This is a genomic window from Bacillus sp. FF-1 (assembly GCF_028548245.1).
Lineage (GTDB): Bacteria > Bacillota > Bacilli > Bacillales > Bacillaceae_G > Bacillus_A > Bacillus_A paranthracis.
On the sequence record NZ_JAQQGG010000003.1, the window covers coordinates 603,844 to 626,784 of the forward strand.

Annotated in this window: 20 protein-coding genes, 1 pseudogene and 2 other annotated features; all 21 genes and pseudogenes read right to left on the reverse strand. The window is 36.5% G+C overall.

All coding sequences use genetic code 11. The annotated features are described in order from the left end of the window. Positions 1 to 102: 102 nt before the first annotated feature. Complete coding sequence (rplT, locus tag PQF83_RS13595) at positions 103 to 459, reverse strand: 50S ribosomal protein L20 (RefSeq protein WP_001138362.1); 357 nt, start codon at positions 457 to 459, stop codon at positions 103 to 105. Positions 460 to 496: 37 nt separating this feature from the next. Continuing rightward, positions 497 to 697 (reverse strand): 50S ribosomal protein L35, encoded by a 201-nt coding sequence (rpmI, locus tag PQF83_RS13600; protein ID WP_001125945.1) that lies wholly within the window; start codon positions 695 to 697, stop codon positions 497 to 499. Positions 698 to 718: 21 nt separating this feature from the next. Continuing rightward, positions 719 to 1,222 carry a translation initiation factor IF-3 gene (gene infC, locus PQF83_RS13605; RefSeq protein ID WP_000973214.1) on the reverse strand — a complete coding sequence of 168 codons (504 nt, stop codon included), beginning with the start codon at positions 1,220 to 1,222 and terminating at the stop codon, positions 719 to 721. A 62-nt stretch (positions 1,223 to 1,284) separates the two neighbouring features. After that, positions 1,285 to 1,405: a sequence feature (ribosomal protein L20 leader region), on the reverse strand. 211 nt (positions 1,406 to 1,616) lie between these two features. Beyond that, positions 1,617 to 3,554: a threonine--tRNA ligase gene (thrS, locus tag PQF83_RS13610; RefSeq protein ID WP_000786083.1), complete on the reverse strand. Its 1,938-nt coding sequence runs from the start codon at positions 3,552 to 3,554 to the stop codon at positions 1,617 to 1,619. A 47-nt stretch (positions 3,555 to 3,601) separates the two neighbouring features. Next, positions 3,602 to 3,830 (reverse strand) — a binding site (T-box leader). Between the two features lie 31 nt (positions 3,831 to 3,861). Then, positions 3,862 to 4,743, reverse strand: coding sequence for a putative sporulation protein YtxC (ytxC, locus tag PQF83_RS13615; RefSeq protein ID WP_000569618.1), 882 nt, complete (start codon positions 4,741 to 4,743; stop codon positions 3,862 to 3,864). 279 nt (positions 4,744 to 5,022) lie between these two features. Beyond that, positions 5,023 to 5,961 (reverse strand): primosomal protein DnaI, encoded by a 939-nt coding sequence (dnaI, locus tag PQF83_RS13620; protein ID WP_000400101.1) that lies wholly within the window; start codon positions 5,959 to 5,961, stop codon positions 5,023 to 5,025. 33 nt (positions 5,962 to 5,994) lie between these two features. Further along, positions 5,995 to 7,401, reverse strand: coding sequence for a replication initiation and membrane attachment family protein (locus tag PQF83_RS13625; RefSeq protein WP_000415041.1), 1,407 nt, complete (start codon positions 7,399 to 7,401; stop codon positions 5,995 to 5,997). Positions 7,402 to 7,527: 126 nt separating this feature from the next. Beyond that, positions 7,528 to 7,989, reverse strand: a complete 462-nt coding sequence (gene nrdR, locus PQF83_RS13630) for a transcriptional regulator NrdR (RefSeq protein ID WP_001203687.1) — start codon at positions 7,987 to 7,989, stop codon at positions 7,528 to 7,530. A gap of 280 nt (positions 7,990 to 8,269) precedes the next feature. Next, a complete protein-coding gene (speD, locus tag PQF83_RS13635) occupies positions 8,270 to 8,653 on the reverse strand; it encodes an adenosylmethionine decarboxylase (RefSeq protein ID WP_002003660.1) in 384 nt (127 codons plus the stop codon). A gap of 389 nt (positions 8,654 to 9,042) precedes the next feature. Then, the gene (locus tag PQF83_RS13640) at positions 9,043 to 10,071 is read right to left on the reverse strand and encodes a glyceraldehyde-3-phosphate dehydrogenase (protein WP_000198972.1); all 1,029 of its coding nucleotides are present in this window, start codon (positions 10,069 to 10,071) and stop codon (positions 9,043 to 9,045) included. Positions 10,072 to 10,180: 109 nt separating this feature from the next. Further along, positions 10,181 to 10,783 (reverse strand): dephospho-CoA kinase, encoded by a 603-nt coding sequence (gene coaE, locus PQF83_RS13645; RefSeq protein WP_000219295.1) that lies wholly within the window; start codon positions 10,781 to 10,783, stop codon positions 10,181 to 10,183. Between the two features lie 53 nt (positions 10,784 to 10,836). After that, positions 10,837 to 11,469, reverse strand: a complete 633-nt coding sequence (ytaF, locus tag PQF83_RS13650) for a sporulation membrane protein YtaF (RefSeq protein WP_000281751.1) — start codon at positions 11,467 to 11,469, stop codon at positions 10,837 to 10,839. Positions 11,470 to 11,541: 72 nt separating this feature from the next. Further along, positions 11,542 to 12,372 carry a DNA-formamidopyrimidine glycosylase gene (gene mutM / locus PQF83_RS13655; protein ID WP_001114483.1) on the reverse strand — a complete coding sequence of 277 codons (831 nt, stop codon included), beginning with the start codon at positions 12,370 to 12,372 and terminating at the stop codon, positions 11,542 to 11,544. A gap of 12 nt (positions 12,373 to 12,384) precedes the next feature. Continuing rightward, positions 12,385 to 15,018, reverse strand: coding sequence for a DNA polymerase I (gene polA, locus PQF83_RS13660; protein ID WP_000412815.1), 2,634 nt, complete (start codon positions 15,016 to 15,018; stop codon positions 12,385 to 12,387). Between the two features lie 285 nt (positions 15,019 to 15,303). Continuing rightward, on the reverse strand, positions 15,304 to 17,067 hold the full coding sequence (gene phoR / locus PQF83_RS13665; RefSeq protein ID WP_001032115.1) for a sensory box histidine kinase PhoR: 1,764 nt from the start codon (positions 17,065 to 17,067) through the stop codon (positions 15,304 to 15,306). Then, positions 17,060 to 17,779, reverse strand: a complete 720-nt coding sequence (gene phoP / locus PQF83_RS13670; RefSeq protein ID WP_001065225.1) for a two-component system response regulator PhoP — start codon at positions 17,777 to 17,779, stop codon at positions 17,060 to 17,062. Before phoP ends, phoR begins: the two co-directional genes overlap by 8 nt. Positions 17,780 to 17,904: 125 nt before the next feature. Further along, a pseudogene (locus PQF83_RS13675) lies at positions 17,905 to 18,141 on the reverse strand (hypothetical protein). Positions 18,142 to 18,415: 274 nt separating this feature from the next. Beyond that, positions 18,416 to 18,889, reverse strand: coding sequence for a MaoC family dehydratase (locus PQF83_RS13680; RefSeq protein WP_000914178.1), 474 nt, complete (start codon positions 18,887 to 18,889; stop codon positions 18,416 to 18,418). 216 nt (positions 18,890 to 19,105) lie between these two features. Beyond that, positions 19,106 to 20,044 (reverse strand): malate dehydrogenase, encoded by a 939-nt coding sequence (gene mdh / locus PQF83_RS13685; protein ID WP_000153232.1) that lies wholly within the window; start codon positions 20,042 to 20,044, stop codon positions 19,106 to 19,108. A gap of 19 nt (positions 20,045 to 20,063) precedes the next feature. Beyond that, on the reverse strand, positions 20,064 to 21,356 hold the full coding sequence (gene icd / locus PQF83_RS13690) for an NADP-dependent isocitrate dehydrogenase (protein WP_000206898.1): 1,293 nt from the start codon (positions 21,354 to 21,356) through the stop codon (positions 20,064 to 20,066). A gap of 160 nt (positions 21,357 to 21,516) precedes the next feature. After that, positions 21,517 to 22,665 carry a citrate synthase gene (gene citZ / locus PQF83_RS13695; RefSeq protein ID WP_000503660.1) on the reverse strand — a complete coding sequence of 383 codons (1,149 nt, stop codon included), beginning with the start codon at positions 22,663 to 22,665 and terminating at the stop codon, positions 21,517 to 21,519. Positions 22,666 to 22,941: the final 276 nt, after the last annotated feature.

Here is a 22,941-nt window from a genome sequence, read left to right on the forward strand (position 1 = left end):
AATTTTTATATTGATTTTGTCATATCGATAACGACACACTTCTCTTTGCATACAAATAAAAAAACCTTAGAAGAAAAATCTTCTAAGGTTTCAACTAATTAATTAGTTAATGTTGTTTTTTGCAACTGTTGCTAATTCAGCGAAAGCTTTTTCGTCATGAACAGCTAAGTCAGCAAGCATCTTGCGGTTAACTTCGATGCCAGCATTTTTAAGACCGTGCATTAAGCGGCTGTAAGAAAGACCATTCATACGAGCTGCTGCGTTGATACGTGTAATCCATAATTTACGGAAGTCACGTTTCTTTTGACGGCGGTCACGGAATGCATACATTAGAGATTTCATAACCTGTTGGTTAGCAACCTTGAATAATGTATTTTTTGAACCGTAGTAACCTTTTGCTAATTTAATTACTTTTTTACGACGTTGACGAGTAACTGTACCACCTTTTACTCTTGGCATAATATTACCTCCTAATTGTTCTATATATCAGCCGAACTTATTTTAAGTTGTCAAGCATTTGACGAATGCGTTTGAAGTCACCAGCGCTTACTACACCAGCTTTACGTAGTTTACGTTTAGCTTTTGTAGATTTGTTAGCGAATAAATGGCTTGTGTAAGCGTGAGAACGTTTCAGTTTACCTGATCCAGTCTTTTTGAAACGCTTTGCAGCGCCGCGATGAGTTTTTTGTTTAGGCATAGGTATTTCCTCCTCTATCTATTACTTATCGTTTTTCGGTGCTAAAACTAAGAACATACTGCGTCCTTCCATTTTAGGCTTAGATTCGATTGTACTAACTTCAGCACAAGCTTCTGAGAAGCGATCTAAAACACGTTGACCGATTTCTTTATGAGTAATGGCACGTCCTTTAAAGCGAATTGACGCTTTAACCTTGTCGCCTTTCTCTAAAAACTTGATAGCATTACGAAGTTTTGTGTTAAAGTCGTGTTCATCAATTGTTGGACTTAAACGAACTTCTTTCATGCTAATTACTTTTTGATTTTTGCGCTGTTCTTTTTCTTTTTTCTGTTGCTCAAAGCGGAATTTACCGTAGTCCATAATGCGGCATACTGGCGGTTTCGCATTTGGAGCAACTAATACTAAATCAAGATTAAGATTTGCAGCTAAGTCTAAAGCGTCATTACGAGACTTGATTCCAAGTTGATCGCCATTTGCACCAACTAAACGTACTTCGCGTGCACGAATTTGCTCGTTAATCATCATATCCTTGCTAATAGTAAGCCACCTCCAAGGTTTTCTCAGAACATAGTTTGTAGTCATAGAACCCGACAAAAAAAGTGCGGGCATACGACACCCACACTTGTAAAATCTTAAGTAAGAAATACATTTACCTGTAAACTGCGAATGCGTCCATCAGGTGAGAAGCGGGTGCTTCTACTTGTTCCACAAAACAATATTCTATTATCCTTGATGAGTTTATCATAGGACATGACGTCTGTCAAGAAGACGCAATGTGTTTTACTAACAACAAGAAATATTGTAACAAACAACTAACATACTTGCAATACTTTTTTACGATAAGTGTTACATGGTTTTTTTTTTCTAATTTCCCTTACTCATATTACATAGAAAAGCCGCGGTATACCGCGGCTTTTTCTTATCGTTTTCCTTCTACTTTAATCATATCAACAAAAGCATCTAATGCGATTGTTTCTGATTTTTGTTCACCGTATTTACGTACGTTTACGCCGTTTTCAGTTACTTCATTGTCACCTACTACAAGCATGTACGGAATTTTTTGCATTTGTGCTTCACGGATTTTGTAACCAATTTTCTCTTCACGAGTATCTAATTCAACACGGATACCAGCACGGCGTAATTCGTCTTGTACTTTCTTCGCATAGTCTAAATGTACTTGCGGAGAAACTGGAATTACTTGTACTTGAACTGGAGCTAACCAAGTTGGGAATGCACCTTTGTATTCTTCAATTAAGAAGGCTACGAAACGTTCCATAGTAGATACAACACCACGGTGAATTACAACTGGACGGTGTTGTTTACCGTCTTCACCAACGTAAGATAGTTCAAAGCGTTCTGGAAGTAAGAAGTCTAATTGTACAGTTGAAAGTGTTTCGTCTTTTCCAAGAGCAGTACGAACTTGAACGTCAAGTTTTGGACCGTAGAATGCCGCTTCACCTTCAGCTTCATAGTAATCAAGACCCATTTCATCCATAGCTTCTTTTAACATACCTTGTGCTTTTTCCCACATCTCATCATCAGCATAGTACTTTTTAGTATCTGCTGGGTCGCGATAAGATAGACGGAATGAGTAGTTCTCTAAACCGAAATCTTTGTACACTTCTAGAGTTAAGTTTACAACACGTTTTAATTCTTCTTTAATTTGATCTGGGCGTACGAAAATGTGAGCATCGTTTAAAGTCATTCCGCGTACACGTTGTAATCCAGATAACGCACCTGACATTTCGTAGCGGTGCATTGTTCCAAGTTCCGCAATACGGATTGGTAATTCACGGTAGCTGTGAATATCGTTTTTATAAACCATCATGTGGTGAGGGCAGTTCATCGGACGAAGAACTAACTCTTCATTATCCATTTCCATTGATGGGAACATACCATCACGGTAGTGGTTCCAGTGACCCGAAGTTTCATAAAGCTCTCTGCTTCCTAGTACTGGAGTGTATACGTGATCATAGCCTAAGCTTGCTTCTTTATCAACGATGTAACGCTCGATAATGCGGCGGATTGTTGCACCCTTTGGTAACCAAAGTGGTAAACCTTGTCCTACTTTTTGGCTATTAGTAAATAGTTTTAATTCTTTACCTAATTTACGGTGATCGCGCTCTTTCGCTTCTTCAAGCATACGTAAATGCTCATCTAATTCTGCTTTCTTAACGAATGCAGTACCGTAAATACGTTGTAACATTTTATTATTGCTATCGCCGCGCCAGTAAGCACCCGCAACGCTTAATAATTTAAATACTTTAATTTTCCCTGTAGATGGAAGGTGGACACCACGGCAAAGGTCGAAGAATTCGCCTTGCTCATAGATTGAAATAACTGCATCTTCTGGAAGATCGTTAATTAAATCTAATTTTAACTCATCGCCGATTTCTTCAAAACGACGAATTGCTTCTGCACGTGGTACTTCATGACGAACGATTTCTAAGTTCTCGTTCACAATTTTTTGCATTTCTTTTTCGATTTTCTTGAAGTCTTCAACTGTAATTGCTTCTTCCATATCAATATCGTAGTAGAAGCCATTTTCAATTACTGGACCAATGCCAAGCTCAACCTTAACATCTTTATATAAACGTTTTAACGCTTGCGCTAAAAGGTGAGCTGTTGAGTGGCGTAAAATATATAAGCCATCTTCAGAATCTAATGTAATGATAGAAACTGCACCATCTTCTTCGATTGGTGTAACAAGATCAATCATCTCATCATTTAATTTTCCAGCCACAGCTTTTTTCTTTAAGCCTGGGCTAATAGAAGCTGCGATTTCTTCAGTTGTTACGCCTTTTGGAAACTCCTTCACAGCTCCATCAGGGAAAGTAATTTTAACTACATCTGCCATCACTGGTCACTCCTCTTTTTCTCAAAATAAAAAACACTCATCCCGTAAAAAGGGACGAGTGTTGAATTCGTGGTTCCACCCTTGTTCCAATTAACATAATTGTTAATTGCTCAAGTTCAACATAACGGTGTTGTCCGTTAGCAATTACTAGAAAAACCGTTCACTGCTAAAGTTTAGAGGTGGTAAGTAATAATCCCGTACTAGGAAGCTCACACCCTAAGGCTTCCCTCTCTGAAAATCGTAGAAAACTACTCATGTCCTCATCATGACATTTCAATATATTTCATTTATGTAGGTAATTATATGCTCAAAAACTTAGAAAATCAAGGGCGTTACCTTTATTTTTTAAATTTTTCACATTGCGCTCAAACTCATGTAATCCATGTAATTGTACCCGTTCTTGAAATACATTTCGCAAAGTAATAATCATATTATGGTCTTGTTCTTTCGTATACAAATAAATTTTTTTCGGCGAAATAGAAAGAAGTGGTGCAATTACTTTCGTATCAATATATACATCCTTTTGTTTTAATAAGTCTTCATCTATATATTGAACCAATTTCTCTTGTTTTAAACGTCTACCTTTATCATCATAGAAAATAAAACTTTCATCAAAAATAAGATGTACACATGACAAACGTGATTTCCGGCTACGGACTTGTTGCCGGAGCGTCTCAATAAACATTTGATATTCTTGTTCTAACTTATACTCATCAATTGCCACTTCAGCAAGCTTAGCTACCATTTCCCTATATGTACGAAGACGAAAACGAACATATGATGAAAACGAGAATGAAAGCGGATCACAAAGCCAGTTATTTAAAGAGGATTTAATATATGATTCAAATGTGTGACGTGTTAATTCACGAGCAATTCCTTTTCTTCTTCCTTTTAAAATCTCTTGTGCCATATGCAATATTTGATGGCACTCTTCCTCTTCTTCATAAAAAAACTTCTCTTTTAAGATTGTATATATCCACTCATTTTGTTTCACATTCACAATGAAATATACCATTACTGGCAATAAAATCTTTTCAATATAATTTGATTCACATACTGGTATGTGAATCACCACTTTTTGTTCCTGTAAATACACACTCGTTTCCTTATATAACAGTTCCGCTCTTTTCAATAGTTGTCTATATACGTGCATAGCATCATTTTTTTCTTCGAAGCAAATTTCAATCACTTTTGTCCCCCCTTTTATCCCTGCTCTAAAGGACTGTATCTATACGTTACAAATCCTATAAGAGTCCGTCCCGCGTGAAAGTTCACTCTTAGTAGAATTACATTTCTTATCGTTAGAAAATCCACTCGATATGGCTTGCTAATTTTATATATATTAAGGGAGGGAGAAAAAAATGATACAAGCTACTAGGAATTTTCAATAAGAACTTTTCATTTTATCATTCGGCTACTTTAAAAAGCGTTTAACTACAAAAGAAGAGCAAGCTTCTCAGCTTGCTCTTTACTTATGACGACGGTTTTTCCCGCCAATCGGAATTGGTTTCGCCAAATATTTAATTCGCTCCATAATACGAGCTGCTTTCATTTCTTCCGCTTCACCGCGCTGCGTATATGTTAAATGATGTTCTAGTTGTTTAAAATCAAAGTTAGACGTAAAGAACGTCGGTAAGTTTTCTAACATACGGAATTGCAAAATTGCACCGAGTACATCATCACGCACAAAGCTTGACATCGCTTCTGCTCCAATATCATCTAACATTAAAACTTGTACGCGTTTCACCGCATCAATCTTTTCCCCAATCGAATTATCTTGAATTGAACTTTTAATTTCACGTAAAAATTCAGGGAAATATACGAGCATTGAACTTATTTTCTTTCGAGCAAGCTCATTCGCAATTGCTCCTAATAAATACGTTTTCCCTACACCAAATTTACCGTACAAATATAAACCTTGTACTTTTTTACCAGGTTCATATGTACTTAAAAATTCATTAGCTGCACCAATTGCATCAATACGCGCATCTAAATCTGAAGGGTCTAAGTTTTCCATCGTTGCTTGTAAAATATCAGTTGGCATATATACACTTTGAACGAGCTTTTCATATTTCTTCCTCTCGTCATATGCTACTTTTCTAACGCAACGATCATATTGAATATCAATCATCTTCCCTTGGATAACGAGCTTTGGCTCATATCCTTGCAGCATGTTTTTACACGAACCTAGATCCGGACAATCCGCGCAACCTACACTTTGTCCAATATATTCGTATAATTTCACAAGACTGCGTTCAATCATAGACGTTGTTACTTCCCCTTTATGTTCGTCTATAAATTCTTTCACACGCGGATGTGCCATTACTTCCGCCTTTAATACTTCATATCTATTTTTAAAATTTTCATTTTCCATTAACTTTGCAAATGAATTTTGAATATGCTCCATTTTCTCACCTCAAAGAGCGTTCATTCTCTTCTATTAATCACGCTTATATTTTTTTAACACTTCTTCTAATCGTTTTCGTTCGTCCTCTAACGTACTTGCACCTTTTTCAGCACTTACATCTTTTTTCACAGTTTCTTTCTCTTGTTCTTTCGGCTCTTCTTTCAGCCAATCTGGTACCATTTCTTTTCGTACCGTTTTCTTCGACGTACGGCCTTTCTTCTTCGTCTCAGCCCATTCTTGATATTGACGGTTTTCTTCTTTCGCTAACGCCATTGCTTCAGCTACTGTGCCGACCTTTTTACGTGCCCAATGTCCAGCAATCTTCTCCACATACGTTTTCGCAAGTTTCATATCTGAGCGTAGCATAACGTAATAAATAAGTACATTCACAACACCTGGCGTTAATTTTTGATTGATCATTACATCTTCAACGATTTGCAAGTCAGCCTTCGTTGCCTCTGCACCGCCAGAGATTTCTTTCAATAGTTGTTTTGGTGAGATTTCCTCTAACTGTTTGATTAACATCTCTTCTTGCGTAGAAGGCTCTTTTTCTTTCATCATACGTGCAGCGTGAGGCTGTACTCTTTCACTTAATACAGGTAATGCTTGTCCGTTTTCGAACTGATACCAATCACGCGCTCCTTTTCTAAGCCTTTCGATATCAATTGTCTGCAGCTCTGTCACCGCACCAAGAACGATATTTTGCATCGATAACACATCTACATCATACACGTAAGCAAGTGTAATGACACATTCTCGCACTTGATCTGTAATCGCCTTTTTAGGAACAAGAGCGGACAAGCCATCTACAAATAAGGAGAAATCAAAGAAATCATTCCAAACTTTTGGAGCGTCTCCCTTTTCATTACTTGGCATAGCTGTCGTTTTTGGAATACGAAGGTCTTCTTGCGCATGCTCAAGCTGCCCTGGATTAAACGAACCAAACACATCATTAAAAGAACGCGTAACATTTTCATAAGATGCAAAATCAAATTCTTCTTCTAAGAAATAATGCTTTACTTGATTATATTTTGTCCGACTCAATCGATTGTATAAAAAGATACTTAAAACAATATCATCAAAAAACTGCTTCGGAGATAAAGGTGGTTGCAGCTCATATATAAACATTCGAATATCTTTTTCTTTCTTAATATATACTTTCAAAAGTCCAATTGCCTCTAACTTTACTCGTTCCTCATATACTTCGGGAAGTTGCATTTGCATGGTCACCATAAGGGAATGATGCGTATTCTCTTTTCCAAATACACGATCTTGTTCTAACTCTCCCCATAGCGTCATGTACAAGCTAAAAGCTCTACTACCTATTAACGGCTGATATAACATCGTTAACACTTTTCGGTCGTAATTATGCAATAATCCTTTCGCACTTACTTTATAACGATCAATCGGCAATAGCTCCATCCATGACTGTTTTTCCATTCTTGCTTTCCTTTCTCTCATCCAATCTTCACTATATAATTTATTAGCGAAAAAGAGCTATTAGCTTTCGCTTCTAGCTCTCTTATCTCATTACTTACGGTATGTAAAGAGAATACGATACAGATTCTACTCTCTTTCTTTTTGCAGTATATCTTTTAATTCTTCAATAAATACATTTAAATCTTTAAATTGGCGATATACAGAAGCAAAACGCACGTAAGCAACATCATCGATATCACGTAGTTCTTCCATAACAATTTCACCAATCATATCACTTTTCACTTCTGATATACCTAAATTACGAAGTTCACGTTCCACACTTTGAGTTACTTCTTCTAATTGTCTTAAAGATACTGGTCTTTTTTCACACGCTTTAATTAAGCCACGTAAAATCTTTTCTTTATTAAACTCTTCTCGTGTTCCTTCTTTTTTTACAACGATAAGAGGTGACTCTTCCACTCTTTCAAATGTCGTAAAGCGGCTTAAACAGCTTTCACACTCTCTCCTTCTTCGAATAGAGCGCCCCTCGTCTACCGGACGCGAATCTAACACTCTTGTACCATTATGAGAACAGGATGGACAACGCAATATATTCACTCCTTTACACTATACTCTTTATTTTTTCTCTACTTACTTCATCTGACAATATATATACATTATTATATAACTCATTTTAACTCTCTTACCACTTTAAGTTTAAGCGCATTATTATCTCGTTTAAAAAAATACGATGATAGATGCGTTGTTAACTTATTCGTAAGAGCTCCATTTATTCAACTAACGAGTACATTATATTTTCCCTTTTTTATAAACTAAAAAAGAGGTGCATTATACACCTCTTTACATTTTAAATCAATTATGTTCTTTTTTAAAGAGCTTTTGTTTCTCTCTGCTTAATTTCGAAGCTACCAGTGCCTCGAGGAAGCTCGATGCTCTCACGCGTTTTCGCGTTTAAACCTTCTGCAATATATTCTGCAGCAACATTTGGATCAATACGATCCCCACAAGTATAAACATCAATACTTGCGTAACCGTGCTCCGGAAAGCTATGAATTGTTAAATGTGATTCCGAGATAATTACTACTCCACTTACACCTTGTGGTGCAAATTTATGGAAAGCAACCTCACGCACTTCAGCACCAGCTCTTAGTGCTGCATCCACAAATAATTGTTCAATATACGGCATGTCATTAAGCTTGTCGAAATCGCAATCCCAAAGTTCAGCGATCACGTGACGACCCATCGTATCCATAGTATCCATTCTACAGTTCCCCCTTGTAAATTTATTCTAACTGTTCGAATTGAAAACTAATTTGCAATTTGGCTTGCTCCACTACCACGGGGGAAAGTTAGTCCAGAGAGGTCCTAACCCTTTAAGTAGTGACTACGTACCTCAGCTCTTAAGTTTACGAGTGTTAGTATACTTTGTTTATTTTCATTTTGCAACAACAGTTTTTTCGATTTTCTGTCATATTTTCCTCTTTACTTTTCCCTAAAAAAAATAAATGATTCACAAATACAGTAACCCCAACGTTTCGTGGTATGTCCACTTTCAAAAATATACTCCTATAATTTTTTTCCTTTTCAGAAAAAAATAAAAAAAAGAGGGCAAATCTTCCACTTGCCCTCTCCCTTATTCACTTAAATATGTTGCACATTTTCTTGCTTCGCTAATTCGTCAACAACTAACGTTACAAGATCTACAACACGACGAGAGTAGCCCCACTCGTTATCATACCAAGCCAGCACTTTCACTTTACGATCACCCATTACCATTGTAGATAAACCATCAATGATAGCTGAGTGTGTATTTGTATTAAAGTCAATAGATACTAAAGGCTCTTCGCTGAATTCTACAATGCCTTTTAACGCACCGTTTGCAACAGTTTTGAATGCATCGTTAATAGCTTCAACTGTCACATCACGTTTTACATCTACTACTAAGTCAACAAGAGACACGTTTGGTGTTGGTACACGAAGTGCCATACCGTGAAGTTTTCCATTTAAATGCGGAAGAACTTTTGCTAGCGCTTTCGCAGCACCTGTCGTTGTCGGAATAATTGATTGTCCGCAAGCACGTGCTCTTCTTAAATCTTTATGTGGGTTATCAATATTTTTTTGGTCATTTGTATAAGCGTGAACTGTCGTCATTAAACCGTTTTCAATTCCAAACTGCTCATCTAACACCTTCACAACAGGTGCTAAACAGTTTGTTGTACAAGATGCATTTGAAATAACAGTATGTTTTGTAATATCTAATTGGTCTTCGTTCACACCTACTACAATTGTTACATCTTCATTTTTACCAGGCGCTGTTAAAATAACTTTTTTCGCTCCAGCTTCAACGTGAAGAATTGCTTTTTCTTTTGAATTAAATTTACCAGTTGCTTCAATTACAACTTCAACACCTAAATCTGTCCAAGGCAATTCCTTTGGATCGCGGTTGTTTAAAAGGCGAATCATTTTCCCATCAACTAATAAGTGATCTTCAAATGCTTCTACTGTTCCGTCAAACTTGCCGTGAACTGTATCATATTTAATTAAATGTGCTAACGTTTCAGATGGATAGCTTGCATTGATTGCTACAATTTCGAATGCGCTTTCTTTTATTGCCTGACGAAATACCATTCTCCCAATACGTCCAAATCCATTAATTGCCACACGAGTCATAATATGTTATCCCCCTTGAATGCGTTATACTATTTATCTCCAATCCCAATAATAGTATAACACAAAAAGGGGATATGTCACTAAGCATTTTCATTAATTTCACAATTTTTTAGTCAATAATATTCCATTTCTTTAAAATCCCCTGTAATTGTGTTTTCGTTCCCATAATTGTGCCATCATTATTTATCACTTCATCTGCATGTTTCACTTTTTCTTCTAACGGCATTTGAGATTGAATACGAGCTGTCGCTTCTTCTTCTGAAAAATTATTTCGCTTCATTAAACGTTCTAATTGCGTATGTGGCTTAACTGCTACAACTAAAACGCGGTCAACGAGACTTGTTAATTTACTTTCAAATAAGAGAGGAATATCTAACACAACCGCTTGCATACCTTCTTTTATGTACATTTCCTTTTGCCTATTCATTTCCTCACGCACTGCAGGATGAACAATTTTGTTTAACTGCAATCGTTTCTCTTCATTATAGAAAACGACACTTCCTAGTTTTGGACGATCTAGTTCTCCATCTTCTTGTAATACTTCTGTTCCAAACACTTCTACAATTTTGTTATATGCTGGCTTTCCTCGTTCTACAACTTCTCGCGCAATAATATCTGCATCAATAACTGGTATATTTAGCTCGCGAAACATTTGAGATACTGTACTTTTTCCGCTTGCAATACCTCCCGTTAATCCAATTACTACTGTCATCATATAATCCTCCTCATAATAAAAGGCGCGAAACTAATGTTCCACGCCCGTACTTACATTTTCCAAATTCCAATAATAATGAGTAATACCCCAGGCAGGAATGTAAATTTTTGCAACCATTTCATATTTGATAAAACCGTTCCAAGTTTCATTCCAATAAATAAAAACAAAGAACTCATCACTGCAACTAATATCGCCATCATAGCAGGTGCATACCCTAATAAAGATGCACCAATTCCAGCACCAAATGAATCTACAGAAAGAGCGATACCAAGAAGTAACGCTTCTCCTGCAGAAATGGTGCCTGATTTATCGAAATCTGCTACAGTCGGTTTCCGTAAAATTTGAATGACTAACCCAAGCGAGGCAATCTCTAATTTCCATACCTTCTCCTCTTGCTTCGGTTCTTCTTTTTTCTCACTTCGAAAAAATTGGTATAATACCCAAATTCCTATTCCAATAAGAACAAGCCCACCGATACGCGTTGCGATAACAGGTGAAAATACTTTCGCGATCATATGTCCAATTCCCATTGAAACAAGCATAACAGCCGCTGAACACATTCCGATAATTACAATTGATCTTAGTGGAATTCTTACGCTTCTTAAACCATATGTTAGCCCTACACTACAGCTATCTAAGCTTAATGTAAAAGCTAATAAAATAAGAGATAAATAAAGGTACATCGGTAAGCTCCTCCCTTATACATAGCTCTGCTGTATGTATATGACAAATGCCTATCCGATGTTATCTCTTTTCTATATTCTTGGCTGACAAATTGGGCAGTAATGCGTTCCTCTTCCACCAACAACTGTTTTTTCTAATATCGTACCGCAAGTCACACACGGTTCTCCTTTTTTTCCATATACATTTAGCAGTTCTTGGAATGAGCCAATTTGCCCTTGTGAGTTGATATACGTTCGAATTGTACTTCCGCCACGCTTCACTGCTTCACCTAACGTTGTAACAGTCGCCTCATAAATTCGCTCAATTTCTTCTACTGTTAAAGACGACGCTTCTCGTTCTGGATGAATTTGAGAACGGAATAAAACTTCATCTACATATATATTTCCAAGTCCTACCAAAAGGCGCTGGTCTAATAATACAACTTTTATTTTACGATTTGTCTTTTGCAATCTCTCTTGTAAATACTGTGGTGTCAATTCAGCATCAAATGGCTCCGGACCTAAGTCAGCAAGAGGCATTTGATTCATTTCCTCACCTTTTTTAAAGAGATGCATCGTACCAAACTTTCTCACATCTTTATAATGTAATTCAGTTCCATCTGTAAATAAGAAACGGACGTGCGTATGCTTATCAATTGGCTCATCCTCTTGATGCAGTAAAAACTTACCTTCCATACGCAAATGTGAAACAATGACATAATTTGTTACATATAAAAGCAAAAACTTTCCTCTTCGCTTTATATTTTCAATCGTCTCGCCTTTTAGCATTTCTTTAAAGATTTCTGCATCATCCGGTCGTTTTACGATTTTCGGATAAGTAACAATAACATCTTCAATCGTTTTTCCTGTTACAAGATTTTCAAGTGTCCGTCTGACGTTTTCAACCTCTGGTAATTCAGGCATTTCATCACTTCCTTATTTTGCGTCGTACCAAGTTGGACCGTAAGAATAATCAACTTTCAACGGAACTGCGAGTTCAATTGCATGCTCCATTACTTCTGGTACAAGCTTCTCTAATTTTTCAATTTCTTCTTTTGGTGCTTCAAATATTAATTCATCGTGTACTTGCAATAGAAGACGCGCTTGTAATCCTTCTTCTTCTAAACGATCTGCCATAATAATCATCGCTTTTTTAATAATATCTGCTGCAGTACCTTGAATTGGTGTATTCATAGCTGTACGCTCAGCAAAGCTACGCAAGTTAAAATTACGACTCGTAATTTCCGGAATGTAACGGCGGCGATTTAATAATGTAGCTACATATCCTTTTTGTTTCGCATCTTTTACGATGTCATCCATGTATTCTTGTACACCAGGGAAACTTTCTAAATACTTTTCAATAAATTCCGCTGCTGCTTTTCTTGTAATTCCTAAGTTTTGTGAAAGACCATAATCACTAATACCATACACAATTCCGAAGTTAACAGCTTTCGCTTGTCGTCTCATATTTGAAGTTACTTCATCTTTTTCAACGCCAAATACATCCATAGCTGTTTTTGTATGAATATCCATGTCATGTTGGAACGCGTCGACTAGCCCTTTATCATTTGCAATATGAGCTAATACACGAAGTTCAATTTGTGAATAATCCGCTGCGTACATAATCCATCCTTCTTCTGATGGAACGAATGCCTGACGAATCTTTCTTCCTTCTTCTAATCGAATCGGGATATTTTGTAAGTTTGGATCCGTTGAACTTAATCGGCCCGTTTGCGTTAATACTTGATTGAAACGAGTATGGATTTTAGATGAATCTTCATGTACAACTTTTAATAAACCTTCAATATAAGTTGAATTTAGTTTCCCTAATTGACGGTAATGTAAAATGTTTGGAATAATTTCATGGTGATCCATCAGCTTGTCTAGTACATCAGCTGACGTAGAATAACCTGTTTTCGTCTTCTTAATAACCGGTAAGTTTAAATTCTCAAACAGAATAACACCAAGCTGCTTCGGTGAATTAATATTAAATTCTGTTCCCGCCAGCTTATAAATTTCCTGTTCCATTTCCTTTAATCTACCTGCAAGTTCTTCTCCCATATTACGAAGACGTTCTGTATCAACTTTTACACCTTTTACTTCCATATCAGCTAATACACGTGCAAGTGGTAATTCTAACTCTGTAAACAGTTCATATTGCTCATTCTTTTCTAACTCTTCAACGAATGTTTGCTTCACATCATATAATACATGCACTTTACGAGCTACATGCTCCGCTACTATCTCTAGCTCTGGAACAGCACGCTTCGCACCTTTTCCGTAAACTTCTTCATCAGATTTCACAGCATGTGTTTCTTTCATTTTCGCTACAGTACGGAAATCTTTATCTGTATCAGCCGGGTCAAGTAAGTAAGCAGCAATTAATAGATCAAAGTCAATCCCTTGCACATCTATACCGTTCCATTTCAGTGCAACGATCGCACGCTTCGCATCAAATGTATACTTTCTCATTTCTCCATCTGCAAGCCACTCTTTAAAAGCATCTGATTTAAGTGCAATGTCTGTCTGAATAAAGTAACATCCGTTTTCATTTTGAATACCGAAACCTTGAATATCTGCTTTATGATAATTATCTTCTTGTACTTCAACGATAAGCGCACTATCTTGCTGAAGCATTTCTTCTGTAACTTCTTCCACAATATCAAATGTAATATCATCTAATTCAGCTGGAGCCGTTTCTTCTGGAGTAACACCTAATTTATTTAAAAGAGATGTGAATCCTAAATTCTCGAACATTGGAATGACATCACTTGGCTCATATCCTTTATACTCCATATCATCCACATGCACAGTAATCGGTGCGTCTGTAATAATGGTTGCAAGATCTTTACTCATAAGAGCTTGGTCTTTATTTGCTTCCAGCTTTTCTTTTAATTTCTTCCCGCTTACTTGATCTATATTTTCATACACTTCTTCAACCGTTCCAAACTGTGTTAACAATTTAATCGCAGTTTTTTCACCAACTCCTGGTACACCTGGAATATTATCTGATTGGTCTCCCATTAAACCTTTCATATCGATAATTTGCTTCGGTGATAAGCTGTATTTCTCAAATAAAGCTTCTTTCGTATATTCATCTACTTCCGTAATCCCTTTTCGAGGAATACATACAAGCGTGTTATCAGAAACAAGTTGAAGTAAATCTTTATCTCCTGAAATAACTTTTACACTAGCTCCTTGTTCACTCGCTTCTTTCGCTAGCGTTCCCATAATGTCATCCGCTTCATAATTTTCTAATTCATAACGCGGTACATTGAATGCATCAAGCATCTCACGAATAAATGGGAATTGCTCTGATAACTCAGGCGGAGTCTTTTGACGTCCTCCTTTATACTCACTATACGTTTTGTGACGGAACGTTGTTTTACCCGCATCAAATGCAACTAACATATGCGTCGGTTTTTCTTCCTCTAATATTCTCATTAACATCATTGTAAAACCGTAAATTGCGTTCGTATGTATACCTTTGTCGTTATTTAAAAGCGGTAGTGCAAAGAAAGCACGATACGCGATATTATTACCATCTACTAATACGACCTTTTTTTCCAAATCAGAAACCTCCCCATACAAATTTGAAATGATTTTTTTCACAGAAAAAAACCGTTTCTTTCCTCTCTCTATATTAACATGACTAATAGAGAGAAGAAAAATAACGGTTATTTTCTTTCATATATAAAACAGACTGATATTGGCATAAAGGGAAGTGACGAGAACAGCTTAACTATTCTCGTCCAAAATTACTCCTTGGATGAAGGGGTTTTCATGTATTATATTAACAGAGCTTTATTAATATTTAATTAAGCCATTGTTAATATATTGTAAACATCCTTCATCCTATTTTTCAGTTGCTGATTTTGGTAAAACAACTGTAAAGGTTGTCCCTTCTCCTACTTCACTATCCACTGTAATCGTACCGTGATGGGCCTCGACTAAATGCTTTACGATTGATAATCCAAGACCTGTACCACCAGTATTTCTACTTCTCGCTTTATCCACTCGGTAAAAGCGTTCAAAAATACGCGGAATTTCATCTTTACTAATACCAATTCCAGTATCCGACACTTTTATATAAGCATTATATTTATCTTCTGCTAATTCTACAGAAACAACGCCTCCAGCCGGTGTATATACGATTGCGTTATTCATTAAATTAATAAAGATTTGCTGCAAACGACTTGGATCTCCAATGACAGAGACACGTTTTAATGCATTTACTTGTAAAGAGATTTCTTTTTCTCCCGCTTTATTATCAAGCACCATATGAATATCTTCAAGAAGTCCCTTCATATCAACGGTACCCATATTCAATTTAAATCCTTGTTGCTCAATCTTTGATAAATCTAATAAATCTTCAATTAATCCTTGCATACGTTCACTTTCTTTTAAAATAATGTGCAAGAAATGTTCGCAGAATTTTTTATTATCCATAGCACCGTCTAAAAGTGTTTCTGAAAAACCTTTAATAGAAGTAATCGGCGTTTTTAGTTCATGAGAAACATTCGCTAAAAAGTCTTTTCTCATTTGTTCTAACTTTTTCAGCTCAGTAATGTCATGGAATACAAGGACAATCCCTTTCCATTCATGGTTCGTCCCGATAATCGGTGCTCCATATACCTCGAAATGCTTTCGCTCAATTCCAAGTGGCAATAACATTTGTTTGCGCACTTTCACTTCTGTCATAAAGATTTCTTCCACAAGCTCTATAATTTCCGGATGATGAAACGACTCATAATATAAACGATCTAAATATTCTTCATCTGTGACGTGGAAAGTTTCCTTATACGAACGGTTTACAAGGTTGATATAACCGCGGCTATCAATTAAAATCATTCCGCTTCCCATATTTTCAATTAACGTATGCAGACGATCTTGTTGCATTTCTTGCTCAAGTGTCATCTCTTGTAAATTACGAGCTAAAATATTAATCGCTTTACTTAACATTCCCGTTTCATCCGAATGACTTTCATAAGCGCGTGCTTTATAATTCCCCTTGGCTAATTCGATGGCAACTTTCGTAACGGACTCAATCGGCCTAATATATTGCCCTGTAATTTTCATACCTAAAAATACGACTACAAGACACGCAATAACAAATCCGATAATTAATAATCCCCACGTTTTTTGATGAACGTCTTTCAAAGGCTCAATTGTGCTCTTCACAAAAATGTATCCTTGTTTCCCTGCTACATCTTGCACGAACACCGCATGGTAAAATTCATTATTTTGATCTGTTTCTTTCGTAATGACTTTATTTCTTTGTTTCGTTGTTTCAGAGGAAAGTTCTTTTATTATCCCTTGGCTAAAAGCAGACGGTTCTCCCCCGCTATATTGAACTTTCTTTTTCTCATCTACAAAGGCAATAGAAGCCTGAATTTTTTCTTCTAGCTTTTTAAATATATATGGATTTTTTAAAACATCATCAAAACCTTGTTCTTCTGCTAATACCGCAACATACTCTGTCTCTTTTACCATTCTCTCTTTCGCATGATCTATATAATAGTTTTCAAACACGGTTTCCAGCAATAAACCGAGTCCGACTAAAATAAAAACAATAAGAGAAACAAATGTAAAAAGAAGCCTGGAACGAAATTTATTCATCCCCTTTTGGCTCCTCTAATTTATATCCTAAACCACGTATCGTTTTAATGTACGTCGGTTTTTTCGTATTTTGTTCAATTTTATCGCGCAAATGGCTAATATGAACGTCAACAATTCGTGTATCACCAGCGAAATCATAATTCCATACAGCACTTAATAATTGATCACGCGTTAATACGCGACTTTTATTTTTCGCAAGATAAACAAGTAGTTCAAATTCTTTTGGTGTTAATTCAAGCTTTCTTCCTTGGAAATAAGCCTCATAAAACTCCGGTAAAATTTTAAGTTCAGCAATTGTAATGCTCTCTTCATCTGACGATTCTGTAACTTGCTCTTCTTGTTGTAATTTCGTGCGGCGTAAAATTGCCTTCACACGCGCAACAACTTCCCTTGGGCTAAATGGCTTCGTCATATAATCATCCGCCCCAAGTTCAAGACCTAGCACCTTATCAAACTCATCATCTTTTGCTGTCAACATTAAAATCGGCGTCATAACGCGCTGCAATCGTAATTCTTTACATACTTCCATACCATCCATTTTTGGAAGCATTAAATCTAATATAATTAAATCTGGACGTTCTGTTGTCGCTTTTTGAAGCGCCATTTCTCCATCCATCGCTGTTATCACTTCAAAACCAGCTTGTTGTAAATTAAATTCGATTAAAGTTAAGATAAACTCCTCATCATCAACTACTAAAATACGATTGTTCATTCTTTTCCTCCAAGTTATAGACTTGAAACCTTCTTCATCCTAGTATTTTCCCCGTTATTCTCATCATACTAGAAAACAAGGTCCCTCTCAATATAATTGTCTATTCATGGATTCGGATTGCGCAATTAACTTGTAGTGATCCATACTTTATACACTTCTATATCTTTATTAAATTCAATACTCGTATGGATATGATATTCTCGACTTTGCGCTAAGAAAAAGATACAGCGTACGCTATTTTATAATCTAGCGTTTCATATCCATCAAATAGTCTTCCATACATTTCATTCGCAACCCCGTCCGCCCATACTTCAGCTTCTCTTATCGTTTCAAAGATAACGTCTTCATCTCTTCCACTTCATCTTAAAAAAACCCTTTAATTGACTTTAATTACCAATTAATATATTATTAATTTTAATATATTAATAAATGCAATAAAGGAGCTATTATGCGAATATTACTATCTATTTTAACTTTATTAGTAACATGTTTCCTTACTTTTAACGTACCGAGCTGGGATACGATCAAAACGGGGTGTTCAGATTTTGCTGAAGGGTTCAAAGAGGGATTCTTCAACTAAAAATAGCGCTAGCCCCCTTATGAAAGGCATGCTAGCGCTATTCACATTTTCATGTTTTAAAAATTATCTAATGCTTTTTCCATAATAGAGACTGATTTGTAAGGTGGCGTTACTGTTAATGAGCCTTTCACAACAGTATCCCCTTTTTCATCATGAGCAGATACAAGCATATCAATTGTATGTTCCTCCTCAGAAACAGCCACAACTTCAAAGTGGATTTGTAACGTTTCATAATGGTGAACATGCTTCACGAACGTAAGGTCCTTTCTCGTAATATGACTACCTGGACCTGGTAAATATTTCGTAACTGCCGTTGTAATCATTCCCGTTAGCATAATGCTTGGTACAATCGGCTTTTCATACGGAGTTTGGGATGCGTAATCATGCTGAATATATAATGGATTGGCATCATTCGTTAACCCTAAGTACAATAACAAATCTTTATCCTCAATTTTTTCAGTGATAGATAATTTCTCTCCTACTGTAATTTCATCCATTTTACGACCAATTTGAACTTTTTTCTTTAACATGTTACAACCCCCTCCGATTTTTTCACCTTATTATCCTAATAAAAGCGATACTTGATCCGACATTTACTATGATGAGGGCAATGTATAGTATAAATCTACAGTTTCATTATAGGATATTACAAATGATAGCGTTTTCAAGTTATTTCAAAAAAACATTTGTATAAATAGTAGAAAAAGATTCGGGGCCCCGAATCTTTTTCTACTTATATTTAATGATTAAACAAGAACCTTCATAACATTACGTACAGATTCTACAGAGCGATCTAACGCTTCTTTTTCATCTGCAAGAAGTTCTAATTCAATAATTTTTTCAATTCCGTTACCACCTAGAATTACTGGTACCCCTAAGTAAAGGTCACTATAACCGTATTCACCTTCAAGGTACGCAATAGCCGGTAATACACGGCGTTGATCTTTTAAGATTGCTTCTGTCATTTCAACTAAAGAAGCAGCTGGTGCGTAATATGCACTACCGTTTCCTAATAAGCCTACAATCTCGCCGCCACCTTTACGGGTACGTTCTACGATTGCTTCTAAACGCTCTTTCGGAATTAACGTTTCTAACGGAATGCCACCTGCATAAGAATAACGTACAAGAGGTACCATATCGTCACCGTGTCCACCAAGAACAAATCCTGTAATGTCTTTCACAGAAAGATTTAATTCTTGTGCGATGAATGTACGGAAACGAGCTGTATCTAATACGCCCGATTGACCGATAACACGCTCTTTCGGGAATCCAGCTTCTTTAAATACAGAATATGTCATTGCATCAACTGGATTTGTTAACACAACAATAATTGCATTTGGTGAATGTTTTGCAATGTCGCGCGTAATACTTTTCATAATTTTGGAGTTTGTTGCTACTAAATCATCACGGCTCATACCAGGCTTACGCGCAATACCTGCTGTAATCACAACAACGTCAGAATCAGCAGTATCTGCGTAATCAGATGTTCCAATAATGTTAGCATCAAAACCTTGTACTGGGCTCGCTTCTAACATATCTAACGCTTTCCCTTTTGTTGGATTTTCCAGCTGTGGAATGTCCACTAATACAACATCTGCAAGTTCTTTTTGTGCTAATAAGAATGCTGTTGTTGCTCCTGTAAATCCTGCACCGATGACTGAAACTTTCTTGCGTTTGATTGTCATAATTTACCCCCCACTTTAATTATGCGTTTTTGATTATCGCTACATCCATGTTTTTAATAAGTTCATTAGCGAACTCAGAACATTTCACTTCTGTTGCACCTTCCATTAAGCGTGCGAAATCATAAGTTACTACTTTTGAAGCAATTGTTTTCTCAACTGAAGCAGTTACTAATTTCGCAGCTTCGTTCCATCCTAAGTGTTCTAATAATAATACACCAGAAAGAAGAACTGAAGATGGGTTTACTTTATCTAAACCTGCATATTTTGGAGCTGTACCGTGCGTAGCTTCAAAGATAGCATGTCCAGTTACATAGTTAATGTTTGCACCAGGTGCAATACCAATTCCACCTACTTGTGCAGCAAGTGCATCAGAGATGTAGTCACCGTTTAAGTTCATTGTTGCAACAACATCGAACTCACGTGGACGAGTTAAAATTTGTTGTAAGAAGATGTCTGCAATAGAATCTTTTACGATGATTTTTCCAGCCACTTCAGCGTCTGCCATCGCTTTATTCGCTGCATCTTTGCCATCTTTCTCAACGATACGATCATATTCAGCCCAAGTAAATACTTTGTCGCCGAATTCTTGTTCCGCTACTTCGTAACCCCAGTTTTTGAAAGCACCTTCTGTAAATTTCATAATGTTTCCTTTATGAACTAATGTAACAGAAGAGCGTTTTTCGTTAATTGCATATTGAATTGCAGCACGAACAAGACGCTTTGTCCCTTCTTCTGAGATTGGTTTAATACCAATACCAGATGTTTCTGGGAAGCGGATTTTATTAACACCCATTGCTTCTTTTAAGAAAGCAAGAACTTTTTCTGCTTCTGGAGATCCTTGCGCATATTCAATTCCAGCATAAATGTCTTCTGTATTTTCACGGAAAATAACCATATCAGTATCTTCCGGACGTTTTACAGGTGAAGGAACACCTTCAAAATAACGAACTGGACGTAGACATACATATAAATCTAATTCTTGACGAAGTGCTACGTTTAGAGAACGAATACCACCGCCAACTGGAGTTGTAAGTGGACCTTTAATCGCGATTAAATATTCACGAATTAAATTTAAAGTTTCTTCTGGTAACCACTCGCCTGTTTGGTTGAATGCTTTTTCCCCTGCAAGCACTTCTTTCCAAACGATTTTCTTCTCACCATCATAAGCTTTTTCAACTGCTGCTTCTAGTACACGAGATGCAGCTGCCCAAATATCAGGACCAATTCCATCTCCTTCGATAAATGGAATAATCGGATTGTTTGGTACATTCATAACACCATTAGTTACAGTAATTTTTTCACCTGTCGTCAATGTGATAACCCCCATGTTTGAAATTTCATATGTATGAAACTGAGGGAATAACCCCTCAGTTCAAACCGTTAGTCAAATTAAAATATTCTAATCATTACATCTTTCCGAAAAAATCAGACTTTTGAAAGCGTATTTTCACTATCGAAATAGTGTTATTCGCTTATCGTTGTGCAATTGGAACATACACTTGATGTGTTGGTCCATTATAATCAGCACGCGGACGGATTAAACGGTTATTTTCATATTGTTCTAGAATATGAGCTAACCAGCCTGACATACGGCTAATTGCAAAAATAGGTGTAAATAAGTCATGGTCAATTCCTAAACAATGGTATACAGAAGCTGAATAGAAATCAACATTTGGTGGAAGACCTTTTTCTTTTGTTACAATGTCTTCAATTTTGATAGACATATTATACCATTTCTCTTCTCCTAAAAGCACGCATAATCTCTTAGACATTTCGCGTAAATGTTTTGCACGCGGATCACCCTGCTCATATACACGGTGGCCAAAGCCCATGATTTTCACTTTATTTTGAAGAGCATTATGAATATATGATTCTACATTTTCTTCTTCGCCAATTTCAGTTAACATCTTCATTACATTTTCATTTGCCCCACCGTGAAGAGGACCTTTTAACGCACCGATTGCTGCTGTAATGCCAGAATATACATCTGAAAGTGTAGCTACACAAACGCGTGCAGTAAATGTAGAAGCGTTTAACTCATGATCTGCGTGAAGTACAAGCGCCTTATCAAAAGCTTCAATTTCAACTTCATTTGGCTCGCGATCATTTAACATGTACAAGAAGTTTGCAGCTAATGATAAATCATTTCTAGGCTCAACAACATCTAAACCTTTACGGATTCTTGCGTAAGCAGCAACTAAAGTACCCACTTGAGCCTGTAATTTAACCGCTTTCAAATAATTGGACTTTTCATCCATAATTTCAGCGCTCTCATCGTATAATGATAGCATGGAAATTGCAGTTCGTAAAACAGACATCGGATGTGCGATTTTTAAATCTACTTGTTTCAAATATGCTAAAATCTCACCTGGAACTTTATAGTATTCCGATACAATCTCATTAAATTTCGCTAGTTCTTGCTCGTTAGGAAGCTTGCGATGCCATAATAAGTACACTACTTCTTCAAATGTAGCATTCTCAGCTAAATCATCAATATTATACCCAACATAAGTTAATGTATCATCAATAATAGAGCTCACAGATGATGTTGTTGCTACTACCCCTTCTAAACCTCGAATAACAGTCATGACATTCTCTCCTTTTCCTGAAAATTCTCCCAACCTTGCTTCTTATATCTATTTGCTCCCCTTTTGAATTATGAACGCCCGTTCACTCTTTAGGCAAGCAAAATGCACGATCATGCAAATTTGTTGCGATGTTCCCCTCTTATTGTCCATTGTCTACATGGAAAGCATGAGCGTGAATGTCTCCCCGAATCCTCACGCTCAAAACAACAAGTTAGTGAGGAAAATGAATTCCGAAGAGTTTTATGATAAAAACAACATAAAACAATATCATTATAAAATTGTTTTATGTTGTTTTTATTTTATCTGGTG

Bases quoted from the DNA above. Each gene is read 5' to 3' on its own strand.
- ytaF (WP_000281751.1), bottom strand. From the start codon at position 11,469: ATGTACCTTTATTTATCTCTTATTTTATTAGCTTTTACATTAAGCTTA.
- mdh (WP_000153232.1), bottom strand. From the start codon at position 20,044: ATGACAATCAAACGCAAGAAAGTTTCAGTCATCGGTGCAGGATTTACA.
- mutM (WP_001114483.1), bottom strand. From the start codon at position 12,372: ATGCCTGAATTACCAGAGGTTGAAAACGTCAGACGGACACTTGAAAAT.
- infC (WP_000973214.1), bottom strand. From the start codon at position 1,222: ATGATGATTAACGAGCAAATTCGTGCACGCGAAGTACGTTTAGTTGGT.
- rpmI (WP_001125945.1), bottom strand. From the start codon at position 697: ATGCCTAAACAAAAAACTCATCGCGGCGCTGCAAAGCGTTTCAAAAAG.
- speD (WP_002003660.1), bottom strand. From the start codon at position 8,653: ATGGATACGATGGGTCGTCACGTGATCGCTGAACTTTGGGATTGCGAT.
- coaE (WP_000219295.1), bottom strand. From the start codon at position 10,783: ATGACAGTAGTAATTGGATTAACGGGAGGTATTGCAAGCGGAAAAAGT.
- PQF83_RS13625 (WP_000415041.1), bottom strand. From the start codon at position 7,401: ATGGAAAAACAGTCATGGATGGAGCTATTGCCGATTGATCGTTATAAA.
- thrS (WP_000786083.1), bottom strand. From the start codon at position 3,554: ATGGCAGATGTAGTTAAAATTACTTTCCCTGATGGAGCTGTGAAGGAG.
- dnaI (WP_000400101.1), bottom strand. From the start codon at position 5,961: ATGGAGCATATTCAAAATTCATTTGCAAAGTTAATGGAAAATGAAAAT.
- phoR (WP_001032115.1), bottom strand. From the start codon at position 17,067: ATGAATAAATTTCGTTCCAGGCTTCTTTTTACATTTGTTTCTCTTATT.
- phoP (WP_001065225.1), bottom strand. From the start codon at position 17,779: ATGAACAATCGTATTTTAGTAGTTGATGATGAGGAGTTTATCTTAACT.
- PQF83_RS13640 (WP_000198972.1), bottom strand. From the start codon at position 10,071: ATGACTCGTGTGGCAATTAATGGATTTGGACGTATTGGGAGAATGGTA.
- PQF83_RS13680 (WP_000914178.1), bottom strand. From the start codon at position 18,889: ATGTTAAAGAAAAAAGTTCAAATTGGTCGTAAAATGGATGAAATTACA.
- rplT (WP_001138362.1), bottom strand. From the start codon at position 459: ATGCCAAGAGTAAAAGGTGGTACAGTTACTCGTCAACGTCGTAAAAAA.